General features: G+C 24.1%; 7 protein-coding genes. All 7 read right to left on the bottom strand.

The features are described from left to right. Window positions 1-383: 383 nt before the first annotated feature. The gene (locus Q0087_RS04095) at window positions 384-809 is read right to left on the bottom strand and encodes a hypothetical protein (RefSeq protein WP_297898405.1); all 426 of its coding nucleotides are present in this window, start codon (window positions 807-809) and stop codon (window positions 384-386) included. Between the two features lie 19 nt (window positions 810-828). Then, entirely contained in the window at window positions 829-1,758 is a 930-nt protein-coding gene (locus Q0087_RS04090; protein WP_297898404.1) for a M48 family metalloprotease, read from the bottom strand. A gap of 1,302 nt (window positions 1,759-3,060) precedes the next feature. Then, window positions 3,061-5,310: a chitobiase/beta-hexosaminidase C-terminal domain-containing protein gene (locus Q0087_RS04085; RefSeq protein ID WP_297898403.1), complete on the bottom strand. Its 2,250-nt coding sequence runs from the start codon at window positions 5,308-5,310 to the stop codon at window positions 3,061-3,063. A gap of 401 nt (window positions 5,311-5,711) precedes the next feature. Continuing rightward, window positions 5,712-6,653 (bottom strand): right-handed parallel beta-helix repeat-containing protein, encoded by a 942-nt coding sequence (locus Q0087_RS04080; RefSeq protein WP_297898402.1) that lies wholly within the window; start codon window positions 6,651-6,653, stop codon window positions 5,712-5,714. Between the two features lie 873 nt (window positions 6,654-7,526). Beyond that, window positions 7,527-10,811 carry a PQQ-binding-like beta-propeller repeat protein gene (locus Q0087_RS04075; RefSeq protein ID WP_297898401.1) on the bottom strand — a complete coding sequence of 1,095 codons (3,285 nt, stop codon included), beginning with the start codon at window positions 10,809-10,811 and terminating at the stop codon, window positions 7,527-7,529. A gap of 281 nt (window positions 10,812-11,092) precedes the next feature. Continuing rightward, complete coding sequence (locus Q0087_RS04070; RefSeq protein ID WP_297898400.1) at window positions 11,093-13,051, bottom strand: right-handed parallel beta-helix repeat-containing protein; 1,959 nt, start codon at window positions 13,049-13,051, stop codon at window positions 11,093-11,095. A 489-nt stretch (window positions 13,052-13,540) separates the two neighbouring features. Further along, window positions 13,541-16,462 carry a chitobiase/beta-hexosaminidase C-terminal domain-containing protein gene (locus tag Q0087_RS04065; RefSeq protein WP_297898399.1) on the bottom strand — a complete coding sequence of 974 codons (2,922 nt, stop codon included), beginning with the start codon at window positions 16,460-16,462 and terminating at the stop codon, window positions 13,541-13,543. Between the last annotated feature and the right edge of the window lie 356 nt (window positions 16,463-16,818).

The following is a 16,818-nucleotide window of genomic DNA, read 5'->3' as shown; positions in this document are numbered from 1 at the left end:
CATCAAAAAATGCTAAGATAAAAATTATTAATACCCATATTAAATAAAGAAAAATCATACCAAATTTTAATGTTGTAAAACCTACAATAAAAAATATATTTTTAATAATACTAAACAAGTGTTTTTAAATTAAATAGTAATACTTTAAAATCATTAATATTAAAAAGTATTACTTAAAACCTTAAAAAACAGATGATAGTAATACAATAAAGATTATTTTCATGAAACAAGGATAAATATGCTTAAAAGACATATATAAGACTTTATAACAAAGCCAAAAATAAAAGTATAAATACAAAAAATGATAAAGATAATAAATTAAATAAAAATAATAATAAAAACTAAAAATAAGATAAAAAAGAATTTTGAATGAAAAATAATAATTATTTTTTAACTTGGAAATAAATTGTATACTTCCAAAATCCTTTATATTTTCCAGGAGCTAAAACTTTACTCTTACTGAAATAATAAGTACTTCTATAAGTTTTCCCACTAGGATAACCAATTGAACTTACAATAACTTTATTTATTCTAACTCCTTTTTTAGCAGCTATTTTAGTTTTATGAGCATAAACAGGAGCTTTTTGAATCCTATTATTCATAGGATTTCTACCAGAAACCGCACCATTTTTATAAGTTTTTCCTTTATTTATTCCTATATATTTAGAATAAAAATAATCAATTTCATAATCATCAATAGTTACTTTTTTATTTACTATCTTAGCATTTACAGCTGAAACATTACCTAATGTAAATCCTGCAATAGCTGTAAATAATACTAATAATAATATTACTCTTTTTTTATCCATTTTCAATCCCTCTAAAAAATTATCTTTTAATTTTGATTCCACATTTTCTGCAAAAATTATCATTAGGAGATAAAGAATTTCCACATTTTACACAAAAATTAGGACCATCATTAATAACAGGCTCATCATGAATTAAATTTTTTGATTTCAAATTCAGATCTTGCACATTATTTTTAGATATTGATGCAAAACCTGGAATTTTATTAGAAATTTTTGGATTAGGGATTTTTGGTAAATCAGAAGCAAAACTTGGATCTTTTTGAGGATTATTTTCTGATAAAACTGGAAAATCATTAGAAATCTCTTGATTAGAAAGTTCTATAACTAATTTATTCATTTGATCAATTCTTTTATTATCCGAAGGATGGGTTGAAAAAAAATCATATTTATTTGAATTATTCTGACTCATTCTCTGCCAAAAATTAGGTATTTCACTAATATCATATCCTGCCCATTTAACTATCATCATTCCTAATTTATCTGCTTCCATTTCATGACTTCTACCCCATGGTTTCATTAAAAAATATTCAGATCCAATATCAGCTACATTTGTAGCATTTACTACAACAGACCCAACATCACCAAAACCTAACAAACCAAGCCCAATACCACCTAATCTTGCAGCAGTAGTTGCAGTATTTTTAGCAGTTTGTGCACTTACTTGAGATCTAGAATGATCAAGTAATGCATGTGCAATTTCATGACCTAAAATAAATGCTAATGATTCCTCATTATTAGCAATTGATAAAATTCCAGAATATATTAAAATTTTCCCTCCAGGAATAGCAAATGCATTTACTGTATTATCTGAAACTAAATGAAATTCCCAATCATAATAATTATTTGTATAATCCGATCGGTTAATTTCTGATAAATGGTTTTCAACTGCATTAATCAAATTTAAAGAAACTTTTGATACTAGTTTACCCTCTTCATCTTCATCTAACAATTCATGTTGATTAATAATTTTATAATATTCATTATGACAATTATTTAAAAACTTATCATCATCTAAAATATCAAAATGTTTTTTTCCTGTAAAAGGATTGATGCTACTTCTATCATTTTTTTTAATAAAAAAGCCCCCAAATATTTTTTTAAGTGTTGTTTATACAATATTTATCTTTTGATGTTTAAAATTCAATTAAAAAACCGTTTTAAAAATATTATTATTATTATTAATATTATTTAATTGTTTATTATTATATATTTTTCTATGTTAGTATAATAAAAAATATATAATAATACACAAAAACATGAAAATCATGGCGAAATTAATTTAATTAAATAATAATGTTTGTAATAAACATGATATAATATTTTAAAAGAGAAATCTTAGAATTTAAGAAAAATAATCCATATTAAAAGAAAATTAGATAAAAAATAATATTATAAGATAAAAAATAAAAAAAATAGGATAAAATACTTCATAAATTAAGATAAAATCAAATTTAAGAAATAAAAGAAAATAAATATAAAAACTAGGATAAAGGTTAAAATTGCCATATTATAACAATAATTATCTAAAAATATAAAAATTAGAATGCTAATTAAAAATCAATGCAAAAATATAAATAAAAACAAAAAGTAATATTATAAACATATTATCCTACATTTTTAATAAAAAAATGTAGTTTATAATACATTGAAGGAAGGGTCCAAAAGTCATATTCTCCCCCAAGAGAAAAAAAACTTTAAAACTCTTTCTTCAAATATTTTTTTAAATAAAAATATGTATAATAAAAGGAAAAAAAAGATTAATTCATGAAACATCGATTTAAAATCCATATTAAAAATCTGCTATTATTATTTATAGTAGTTTTAATATTTTATTATTTCATTCATACTTATTTTGATTTAGAATCCAATATAAAATTATCTATATTGCTCTATGTAGGATTAATCAATGTTTATCTATTATTAGGTATTTCATTCAATAATTCATTTAAAAAATTAGAAAAAATTGGAAGCATATTATTTTTATTTTTTATATTAATTTTCATAATACCCCTATATTATGAAACATTAAACTTTATTCTAACTTTAATAATAATCTTAATCCCAACAATAACATATATACTAATCTCAAAACAAAAAATAGAAAAAATAGATTAATAAATTAATAAATTAAAAAGAAAATAAAAAATAGATTAAAAAACAAAAAATAGAAAAAATAGATTAAAAAATAAAAAATAAAAAAGGAAAAGTGAAATTTCCTTTTTGACTGAAAAATATTTTTTTTTGATTTGTTTTATACACTAATATATCTTAAAGTTGTTTTTGACTTTAATAAATTACCTAATTTATCACTTACAATGTTTTTAGGGATAATTAAGTAGTATTTGGTCTTTTTAGTTACTTTTGGTATTTTCATGTATAAGTAATTGTTTTTAACTGCGAATTTAACTGAAACTTTTTTGCCTTTACTGGTTTTAACAAGGATCTTTTTAAGATTTTTAGAGCTTATTTTGACATTTTCTGAAAATTTGATTTTTAATGTTTGTTTTTTAGCTTTAACCTTTTTATAAGACTTAGTATTTTTATCTAAGACTTTTGGACTTGTTTTATCAATTGTGTATTTAACTGTTTTAACTTTTGAATTTTTTCCTTGAGAATCTTTAAAGTAATAACTGATTGTTGAAGTTGAAGTTATAGCTATTGAACCAGTATAAACTTTGTATGAACCAGAACCAATTTTATAGTATAATGTTTTACCAGATTGGCTAGGAATAGAGATTTTTAAGTTCTTATTGTAAGACCCCGCTGTAACAGAAGGGTTTCCTGGAACATAATTCTTATTAATATTATAAGTATAAGATTTAACACTAGAATGATTACCATTAGCATCTTCATAATAATAACTTAAAGTAGAAGACCCAGTAATACTAATCGGACCACTGTAAACAGAATAAACCCCATTATTAACTTTATAATATAGGATAAGACCATCTTCAGAAGGTAAAGTCACAGTTAAATCATTATAATAAGAACCAGTTGAAATAGAAGCATTACCAGCTACAAAATTCTTATTTAACACATAATTTAATGTTGTAACATTAGAATATTGACCTTCACCAATAGCATCAGCATCATAACCAATAAACTTAAGAACACAAGACTCATTAACAACTATACTAGAACCAACAAGCAAAATACGAGTAGTAGAATTTTTAGGATCAGTACCATCAACAGTATAATAAACAACACCATCATCAATACCTACATTAACAACAACATCATCAAAATAACTACCAGAAACACCACCAACATCAACTACCGGAGGAACAACATCATCAGCAATAGCATACAGTTGATTACCAGCAGTAAAATACAAAGTACCATCAGCACCAATCACAGGATTATAAGCACCATCAACCAAATAAGTCCACAAAAGCACCCCTGCACTAGTAAAAGCAGAAACATTATTATCTCCAGCAACATAAATAGTACCATCAGCACCAATAGGAATATTTTGAGTGGTGGAATATGGATTAATACTTAAAATATCACCATTAGTTGCATCAATGATGAAATTTGATAAATAAATCAAACCAGTTTTAGATACACTAATAACTCTTCCAGTATTAGCTCCATTAGCTCCACCAGTTGCAGTCTGACTATAACCCAATGACTTTAATTCAACAGATATCCATTTTACAGTTTCATTTGGATACAAAGCAATTAGATAAAAAGAGCTACTATTATCACCAACAACATATATAGTTCCATCATTTGCAACAGTTATACTCCAAATTCGATAATCAGTTAAAATATTTCGATAATTATTATAATCAGTAGGATCTACAATAAATAAACCTTTTTTAGAAGAAGAGATTCCTCCAACATATAAATAACCATTAGAGCCAATTGCAAGTGGAGCATAAGCCATGGACGGTTGAATACTCCATTGAGTTCCATTAGGTTGAACAGCGATTAAATAGTTTACTCTTGACTCAGTATATTCATAAAGATATATAGTTCCATCAGCACCTATAACTGGAACAACCTTCGCAATATCATTAGCATTATTTTCAACTAAATATGATGTTTCTGTTACATTTATTCCATTATAATGAAGTGCATATAATTTATTGCTAGAAAATACATAAATAGTTTCATTATTTCCAATTGCCGGATAGTAGGCATTATTAGTATCTAATGTGTAATTCCATTTAACAGAGCCGTTATTTGCGTAAAAAGCATAAACTTTATTATCTTTTGCACCATATATTGTTCCATCAGAGCCAATGACAATATATAAATCAGAAGGAACATCAGAAGAAATAGTTTCATTATATTTAGTATTATTAGTTTGAGGACCAGTATAATTAGATTGACCAGTTCCATTAACACCATTGTAACCTGGACTTGGAGAATCAGCAGGACCCGTATAATTATATTCTGTAGTGTTTGTATCTTCTGCTGATACAAAACCAGAAGAAATCAGCACTACAGTAATCAATAAACTCAAAAAAATGAGTTTTTTAAATATATTATTCATTCATTACCTCCATTTCATAAAAAAATGCTTTATTAAAAATAAAAAAAGTAATATATAAACCTTTTTAATTTTTCCATGTATATACACTAAAAATCGCCCCCAAAGATTTTATAAAAAGGAAAAAACTCCTTTCAAAAAAGAAATAAAAAAGAAAAAATAAAAAGAGTATAAAAACTCAAAGTCGATATGTACTTATATACACATAGAACAATATTTTTAAAAAATTATATATAAATGTTTCTATTAACACATACCTAAAACAAAATTTTCAAATAAAATTTTATACAAAAAAAGATTAAAAATTAAAAATCAATGCAAAAAATAAAAAAATTATTGAATGGAAGATAGTATTAAAACTAAAACCCATTCATATTTATTTAAAAACTTTTAATATGTCTTTATTAAGAATATTCTATTCCATTTAAAAAATTATTATCCCATTCTTCAGATGAATCAGCTAAATCTCCTAAATCACCTTCGTCACCGAAAAATTCATTATTATTTACTAATAATTGATTAAAGGTAGCTAATGGTCCTATCTCAACACAACTAGTATCTCCTTGAATTGCATCATTACTATTTAAATTTAAGTAAAGGAAATTAGGAGTTAAAAGATCCAAACCTATTCCTGTTGAGTTAATAAAGTTATTACTAATAGTAACATTTACTTTACCATTTGTTGAAGCCATTTTACCAGCAAACTGAATTCCAGCAATACTTGCATCTGTAATATCATTATTATCAATAGTTCCTAAGAAATTTCCTCCAATAAACATACCATAATTAACATCACTTATTGTGTTATTAGCTATAGTAGATGGTGAAAGAGAACTTAAATTACTTAATGTAGAGTGGTGAACTAAAGATATTCCATTACCATTTCCAACAGTCATATTAGTAATTGTATTTCCAACAATAGTGAAACCTGAAGATGCTCCAAAGAGATTTACTCCAGCACTACCATCTGAAATAGTACAATTACTCATAGTGAAACCAACAGTATTATTACCCCTGATACCATTTTGAGAATTAGCTATTATATTGAAGTTGTATAATGAAAATCCAACTGCATTATTAATAACAAATATGTGATTAATTCCATCTCCAGAGACTGTAGCCCCATTACCATTTAAAGTAAGATTTTGAGCTGTGCTAGGTACATTTACAGTGAAACCACTGTAATTTCCATTAGGGTCAAAACTTACTACAGAATTACTAGTTGCATTTGAAATAGTGCTTTGTGCAGTAGCTGTGTCATTAACATCATATGCGAATACAGAGCCAGAAGCACATGCAAATAGTAATAGCATCAAAGCTGATCCTATTAGAATTTTAGTTTTCATATTTGATTTTTCTCCTTTATATTTAATTTTTATTTTTTATTTAAAAAATGAAAGCTAAATACAAAAAACCTAATCATTAAAGGTTTAAAATAGCTAAATAAATAGCTAAATAAATAGCTAAATAAATCTTAACAAATGAATTATAGATTTTTTATATTAATTCACTTCCAATTAAATAAACCTTAAAAAATTTTTTATTAATAAAAAAATAAAAATAAATTAAGTAAACAAATAATTCGAATAAAAAATATTATAAAATTCTTAAAAATATTAGTATACGATTATATGATTTTTAACATAACCGAAGAATGATAAAATATATTTTTTAATAATTCCATGATATGAATATGTTTTCACTACGATATAAATGTTACGGTTATATGATTCATATTAATATATATACATTATAAATTTAATTTTATTATATATACTATTCAATATAATAAGAATAAGAATAAGAATAATAAGAATATAAAGAAACATTAAACAGGGTAAAAATGAAAAAAAATGAAAAATAGGAGAAATATAGGAAATATAGGAAATATTAGAAAATTAAAAATTAAAATTAATAAACTAATCTAGTTTATTATTTATAAAATATTTTATATATTTTATAAGTCTAAAATACAAATTATTTTACTTATTTATAAAAGATTATTGATATGCAATTAATTGTCACAAAATAAAAAATAATATAAAATATTAATAAAATAAATAAAAATAAAATATAAAATAATAATAATAAAATAAAAAGAATAAATAAAATATGAAATAATAATAAAAAGAATAAATAAAATATGAAATAATAATAAAATAAAAAAGATAATAAAAAACTAAAAATTCTTTTTTCTACTGTTTCTTCTATTATTACTTTTATATTTTAAATTTAACTGCATTGTTTGTGTAATTACTTTCAATTATTGTTTTGTTATAATTTAACCATATATATTTGTAAAGTGAGCTGTGTGTAGAGTATGTGAAGAAATTAATCTTAATTGTAATACTTTGACCAACAGCAATAGATGGAATTGTAACTTCCATAATATGATTATCATTATACCATATTATAAGCTGACTTGCTTTTGAAACAGCAGTACCAATATTCTTAATCGTTACACTATAAATATTATCGCTTCTTTTAATATCTGTAACCTTTAAATCTGGTAGATACTTATAATAGTCATCTTTAAAAGTGAAATAATTATTATTATAATTATCTTCACTTGCTTTTTTATTATAATTCAATGTAACATATTTAGTTAAACGCTCACCAGTTGTAGTATTAGTAAAACCTACACCCCAATCATTATGCCCATCCCTATGATCCTCATTAAAGAAGAAGAGAATTAAAGATACACTTTCACCAGCTTTCAGACTAGGAATATCCATAATTTTATAATGTTCATCAGTAAGAGCCATTTTAAGTTGAGATTCACCAACAGCTTTGCCTCCAATATTTTTAACAGTAACATTATAAATAGTACTATTATAATATTTAGGGTCATTTGGATGCTCATCAGCTAAATATAACCTAATAATACTAGTAACAAGAAGATCAGCACCAGTAATTGAATTTGTATTTGATGAATCGGACTTATAAGAATTACGAGTAATAGAATTTTTAAATTCAACAATATTATTATTATAATTAGACTCTTTTGACAATTTATTATAATTAATCTTTGCAAATTTCTTTTTATATATTAAACTCTTTAAAAATTTAACTTTGACCCATTTAGATTTGCCTTTAGCGATTTTAAAAACACTAACAGAATTATATTTTTTACCATAATAAACAATTAAAGAAGTTTTAGAAGAACTAGAATTACCAATATTTTTAACTTTAATATAACAATAAGAACCTTTAGTTTTAGTAGAAGTAATAACAAGATCAACATTCGAATTTTTAATTATAGAACTTTTAAATTTAACCTTATTATTATAATAATCAGACTCTTTTGACAATTTTTTATAATTAATCTGAGCAGTCTTTGTTTTACTAGCTAAACTCTTATAAAATTTAACTTTAACAATTTTAGTTTGACCTTTAGCTATTTTAGATACATTAACAACTTTATAATATTTTTTATTATAATAAATTAATAATTTACAATTAGAAGAAGTAGCAGTCCCTATATTTTTAACTTTAACATAAACAATACTATTTTTCAATTTAGTAGAAACAATTATTAAATCTGAAAGAATAATAGCTTTAGGTTTAACAGCTTTACTTGTATTTGTTAAATTATTATTAGTACCATTAGAATTATTAGTATTGTTCTTTATAGTATATTTAAAAGTATAAATAGGTGAAGGATTACCAGATAAATCAACAGCTATTAAACGAAGAGTAGTGTTTTTATTAATTAATAAAGAATTATTCCACAAATTAACTCCAATGACAGGATTAAAACCATCTATAGTATAATAAATAAGTCCTTCTTCATTTAATGTTGCATTAATACTAATATTATTATAGCTACCACTTTGATGATTAAGACTAATAATAGGAGCTATCTTATCTTCAACATGGATAATAGTTGTAAAAATACTGATATGACTACCAGTAGAAATAGTTAAACTAACAGTATAATTTCCACCAATACCGTATTTATGTGTTGGATTTTTCTCAGATGAAAAATTTCCATCTCCAAAATCCCAATAATAATAAAAATTATTACCATTAGTTTTATCAGTAAAACTAACATTTAAATTAGAAGTATTATAAGTAAAATTTGCAGTTGCATTATTGAGAGCATATAAATGACTTTCATCAGAAAAATAAATAGTGCCATCATTACCAATAATTATAGGGCTTTTAACTGTGTTTGTAACTTTTTTCCATTTAAGAGTACCATTAGGATTAATAGCTAAAAGTCCTGAATTAGTACTTAAATAAATCACCCCATTTCCATCAACAATTGGACTAACATATGAGGAAGAAACACCATTATGATTATATTTCCATAGAATATTACCCTGATAAATTGCATATAAAGCATCCTGATAAACTATATAAATAGTTCCATTAGAGCTAATAGCTGGAGAACCAAAAACATTTAAACCAGTACTATTATCTCCCCATTTCCATAGAAGATCCCCCTCAGGAGAAAATGCATATAAACTAGTGTTATTTATATAAAAATATTCCCAGGAAATATTATAAGGATAAGATCCATTTAAATACCCATTAAACATTCTACCATAAACTAAACCTTCATTCCAATTTCTACAAGTTGTTATATAAACAGTACCATCACTAGCAACTGCTATTGAATTGTATTGAATTGAAGCACCATTTTGATCAAAATTATTCTCCCATAAAATATTACCATTACTTGTATTCACACAAATAAGCACAATACCAGTTTGATAAAAGTCAGCAGCATCTAAATCATGAAGATCTGTTATATATAATCTGCCATTTGATACAATAGGAGTACCAAGAGTATATGGTTGTGATATTATATTAAATCCACTCATCTGATTTACAGACCCATGAATTTGAATACTCCATCTTAAAACACCTTCTTTATTAACAGAGCCTAAAGTACCATTTTTTGTAGTGAAATAAATATTTTCATATTCATCTAGAACAGGCGAAGAACCAGAATTTTGATCTCCAAATGGTAAAATAGAATATTTCCAGTTTAAACTCCCATTAGGATTAATTGAGTATAAAATATTTACTTTATTTATAACATAAATATTTCCACTTTCACCAATAGTAGGGCTGTTTAGAATATTATTTCCAGTATTAAATTTCCATTTAAGAGAACCATCTTTGTTAAAAGCAGATACATTACCATTATATTCACAAACATAAATTGTATTACCATCTGAACTAATAACTGGTGAGCCTGAAACATTTAAATTAAGAATCCATTGAGTGATATTTGAATCAACCCCAATATTTACAGAAGAACTAGCTGTACTAATCGAGGAATTTGTGGAGCTAACTGAAGAGTTTTTTGTGGTAACCGAATAGTTTGTTGTATTAACTAGAGAATTATCTGTAGCTATTGAAGAATTACCAGTTTCATTATTTAAATTTTCATCTGCAGAAACAAAATTTAATGCAGAAACAAAAAATAAAATTAAAACTACTGAAAACAATATTTTTGATAAATTTGTTGATTTTATTGACTTAATATTCATAATTATTCGCCTTCATAATTATTCGCCTATTATTAATTAAAATTCAAATTATAATTTTAAAATATTTAATTTTAAGAAATATAATTTTAAAATATTTAATTTTAAAAAATATAATTTTAAGAAATATGATTTTAAAATATTTAATTTATTAAATTATAATAAAAAATAATCTTAAAAATACTTTTAAAGCTAAAAAAAGTAATTTTAAGATTATTCCTAAAATATATCATGATTTTTTTTAAAAAAAAATAATATAAAATATATAAAAAATATAAATTTTTTTATTGAATAGTTTTTCCTCGTCTAATATATCCAAACAAAATAGCCATAAAAAGTATTATAGCTATAATTATCCAGTTAATCGGATTTTGAATAATTTTATCTACACTAGAATCTTTAACAATGACTTCACTAGCTTTTCCAGATCCTTCAGCACCTCCAGAAGAAGAACTTGATGAAGATTCTTGGCTTACACCAACCCCAAATATATTGTTACTTTGAGAGGAAGATTGATAATTAGATGAATCTTGGGAATTAGAACTTTTAGATGAATCTTGGGAATTAGAGTTTGAAGAGAAGAAATTTGCAATTGATTGAGCTTGATTTAACATAGATTGAGTAAAGCCAAATCCATCTACTCCTTCATTACCAGAATTAGATCCATCCCCTGAATTAGATCCATCTCCAGTTCCATCTCCTCCATTATTACCTGAACCATCTCCAGTACCATTATCATCAGAACCATTAAATTCTTCAAAAACAGGTATTACACCAAATCCTGAAATTTCATATTCCTTATCAAAAATAGGAGCCATATATTCAAATTCCCTATCCCAATTTATAACAGAACCAAAACCATAATAATCAACAGAAACATCACCAGTTAAATCTGAAAAATCAACAGTTAAAGTAGCAACACCATTAACAAGAGGAACATGGAAAATTTTAGAACCTATAGTAAAAGTCATGATTCCATCTGGAATATTGGTTGCAATTGTACCATTATCTGTATAAATAGGAACATTATTTGAAACTTCACCATTAGCATCACTAATAACATAAGCAGTATAAGTAGAAACACCAGTTCTAATAAGCTTGATATGCATTGCAATATAATCAATACCACAACAAAAACCTCGAACTAAATTTGCTTGAAATACTGCTCCCCCATTATGAGGACCACCAAGTCCACTAGTAATTATATTATTAGAAACAAGATTAGTACTTGTATTCCAAACTACTTTTTCTGGAATTGATTCTATAACACTAAAAATTAGGTTTTCAACCATGGTTAAATTTGAAATCCATGTATTAAAGCTAATACTAACTGATACATTTTCAAAGGTATTTTTATATATTAAAATATTATCACAAATACCAGATAGGAAATTCAAACCAACACCATCGCTAAATTCAAAATAGGTTACACCACCATAATTTCTATATGTTGGAGCACCATTTAGAAAAATATGGGACTCAGATATTGACAAATTTTTAACAGAATCTAAACCAATTCCGTTCCGATTTTCAGTAATATTACAACCTTCAATAAATAAAGAAATCACATTCTTAATGTAAATCCCATAATTACCACTATTTGAAGAGTTTTGACCGCATCCTTTAATAATAGAACTTTCAATATTAGTTCCATTCGAATCAACGATTAAAATACCATTACCACTAGAATTAATAATGTTAAGATATTTTAAATCTGAATTAGTAGAACTATTAATCAAAATTCCCTGATTACCACCATTAATTATTGTATCACTAATAAACACATTATTTGAATTATCTAAAACTATTCCCTTATCACAATTTTCAATTAAAAGACCATTTAAATTAACATCAGAACAAGAATTTAAGTAAACAGCAGATTTATAGTTTATAAATGTAAAACCAGTGATATTAATACTAGAAACATTAGAACCAATCGTAAAAGCAGTTATATTATTAGAACCAATAAATTTAGTTCCAACATTTGAAATGATATTAAGATTCTTATCGACTTTTAAGGACAAATTATTATATTCAGTTCCAACGAACTCTACGGTATCATTATCATTTGTATTATCAATGATACTTTGAATATCGCTTGAACTATTATATTGAGTTTCATCACCTATATAAACAGCACAAACACTACTTAGAGATAAAAAAACACAAAATAAAAATGAAAATAATAATAAAAACCTAAATCCTTTATTAAATGAGCCTTTTTTACAAAATGATGAAAACATATCTACCTCCATATGATATAATATTAAGAATAGATATTATAAAAAATTAAAAAATAAAAAAATAATAACGACTATAATATCCTTTCATATCAATAAATATATACAAAAGAAATATATAAATGTTTCACCAACAAAAAACATTGCAAAAAAATCAATAATAAACAAAAAAAATTCTAAGAATCAGTATTAATACAAAAAATATAATTAATAACTTCTTAAATAGATATAAAATAATCATTAAACTCCCATATTAAAAAAACCCGTCAAAAGTAGTTATAACTCATAAAATTAATTATAAAAGTTTTATAAAAGTTATTTAAAGTTATTTAAAAATTTTATAAAAAAGAATCAAAAGATAGATTATAAATTAAAAAAATGAAAAAATATAATTTAATACATTAAAAAATAAAAAAAGGAGATAGTAAATTTCCTTTTTAATAAAAAATGTTTTTTATCTTCTAACTAAAAATGTTTTTTTTTTGATTTGTTTTATAGACTAATATATCTTAAAGTTGTTTTTGACTTTAATAAATTACCTAATTTATCACTTACAATGTTTTTAGGGATAATTAAGTAGTATTTGGTCTTTTTAGTTACTTTTGGTATTTTCATGTATAAGTAATTGTTTTTAACTGCGAATTTAACTGAAACTTTTTTGCCTTTACTGGTTTTAACAAGGATCTTTTTAAGATTTTTAGAGCTTATTTTGACATTTTCTGAAAATTTGATTTTTAATGTTTGTTTTTTAGCTTTAACCTTTTTATAAGACTTAGTATTTTTATCTAAGACTTTTGGACTTGTTTTATCAATAGTATATTTCATTGAATTAACTTTAGATTTAATACCTACAATATCTTTATAGTAATAACTTAAAGTACTACTAGATTTTATAGTAATTGGACCATTGTATTTCTTATATACACCACTGCCAATTTTGTAGTAAATTGTAGTTCCAGAAACACTTGGAATAGTTACTTTAATGTCAGATTTATATGTTCCAGATTTAACACTAGCTTGAGTAGAAATTGCACTTTTTTGAACAGTATACTTATTAGTATAAATATTTGAAGGGTTTTTAGCTAAATCATATCCAATATATTTAATAATAGCTGAAGAATTTAAAATAATTGGGCCATTATATATATTACTATTATTAGTAGGGTTACTACCATCAAGTGTGTAATAAATAGTTCCATTTTCACTTATATTTAGTAATAGTTGAACATTATTAAAATAGGTTCCATTTTGTTTATTTATTGAAACTTTAGGAGATTCAGTATCAGGAATTTCAGAAACTATTAAATCAACTATCACATCAGAGGTAATATAATCATCTCCAGAATATTTAGCTGTTAAATTTAGTTTTCCTAATTTTGTTAATAAGTAGCTAATACTGGCTATTCCATTTTGAGTAGTATTGATTTTTCCGATTAAAATATTATCAATGTAAAATTCAATTTCTTTATTAGCTAATAAATTACCATTATAATCTTTTAAAGTCACATTTATAATAATTGTGTCTCCAATAATTCCAGAAATGTTTTCTAATGTTATATTTCCAGCTTTTGGAAGTGCAGTATATTCTAAATTATCTACTTCATATCCACTAAATATCAAGGAATATAAATTATTTATTTCACTTATTGGAAGATTTATTTCCCCAGTGAGATTATTTATTTCTATATTTTGGTTTCCTACTTTAATATTTCCAATAAAATTATTTAAAGAATTAATATCAACAGGACCATTTTCATCTGAAATAGTAAAATTATATTTAATTTTTAAAATATCATCAATATATAATCCCTGATTAGATAATAATTCTAAATTTATAGAGTTTATATAATAATTAACAATAACAAAATCTTCACGACCTAACATCATCCCATCAATATCATCAATTGATAAATTATTTTCACCCCAATAATTATAATCAAGGTTCATATAGCTATTACTAGAATAATATTTATAGATAGTTTTAGTAGTTTCATTGTTAGTATTATTTAAAAAAATAGAATATAATACTGTTAGATTACCATCTTTTTGATAAATTCCACTTCCTTGTGTTGCACTATTGTTTATTATATTACAATTAACTAAAGTAGCAATTATGTCTTTTTGAGCTATAAAGATAGCTCCTCCATAAATACCTCTGTTATTTTTAAAAGTACTATTTGTAATATTAAATTTGGATTTACCTCCAATAGAAACTGTTCCTCCACCATATGATGCAGAATTAACAATATTTCCATTAAAAATACAGTTATTTATGAAAATTATACATTGATTATCAGTCCAAGAATAAATTCCTGAACCATCTTTTGAAGTATTGTTTGTAAAATTACAATTATTAATATTGACTATTATTGGAGATTTAGTTATTGATATTGCACCACCACTAGCTGCAGCATTACCCAAATTTGAATCAAATAGAGTATTATTTATTGAAACATTACCTCCTTGAATATAAACTCCAGTTGAACTACCCCATGAAGAAGATCCAATGAAACTACAATTATCAATGATGAGATTTCCAACAAAATCAGTATATCCATTAACAACTCCATGAGTAGGTTTTGAGTTTAAAAATGTGATATTTGTTAGGTAAGAAGTAGAATTTCCTCTTAACCAAACATCACTACCATACCCTCCACTATATGTATTACCATCAGTGTTAATAAAAATAGAATTAGTTAAATTCATCTGCCCACTATTACGGATAAGGCCATAACGAACTTTATTATCTCTAAATACAGAATTATTAATAGATAAAATTCCGTAATTAGCTATTGCTACTCCCATATAGCCATCACAATTTTTAAATATACAATTTTCAATGATAGTTGTACTTACATCTGTTGTATAAATGCCACCTTGTAATGAAGTTGAATACGGGCTAACTCCATTAGAAAATGTACAATTTTCTAAATATAAATATCCCCCATTATTATAAATGAAATTACCATTGTCTGAAGTTAGTTTTCCACCAGTTAAAATAAGATTGTATAGATATAAACTTGAATTATTATTTAAATAAAACAACCTATTTGCATCTAAACCATCTATAACCGAACCGTTTCCACTTCCCCTTATTGTAACATTTTTATTTGCTTGTATCTGGATGTTTTGAGCATCGTATGTTCCATTTTCTTTTAGTTCTAACACACCAGTATCAGTATTGTTTAAAGCATTATTAATTCCATCATCTAAACTTTCATTATCCCCTATATTATAAGCATATGTAGAATTAATCAATGCTAAAAACAGGACAAAAAAAATTGTTAAGAAAAATAATGAAGATAAATTTTTTTTAAAATTATTCTTAAAATTACTAATATTATTAGTATTACTAATATTACTAATATTATTTATATTATTAATATTGTTAATATTGTTTTCCAAATATGCCATTTGTTCACCTGTTAATTTTATCGATAAGAATTAAAATACATATCGTAATATATATAATATCTTAATAGTGATATTTTTAAATACAAATAAACAATATGATAAAAAAAATAATATTAAATAAAATATATCCATGAATATTTAAATATATTAAAAAATATCTATTAGGAATCTTAATATAAATAGACATAATATTTTAATAATTTTAATTTTATTGATTCTTATATATATAACTAATGGCAATAGAACGACCGATAAGAATATATATTCATAACATTAAAATAGTATATGTAAATTAATTTAGTATTATATCAATCCTCAGAATACTATATACTAATTTACAAAACAATGAAACATGT

This window comes from uncultured Methanobrevibacter sp. (assembly GCF_937881195.1).
Taxonomy (GTDB): domain Archaea; phylum Methanobacteriota; class Methanobacteria; order Methanobacteriales; family Methanobacteriaceae; genus Methanobinarius.
This window is presented reverse-complemented; position numbering and strand designations above follow the sequence as displayed.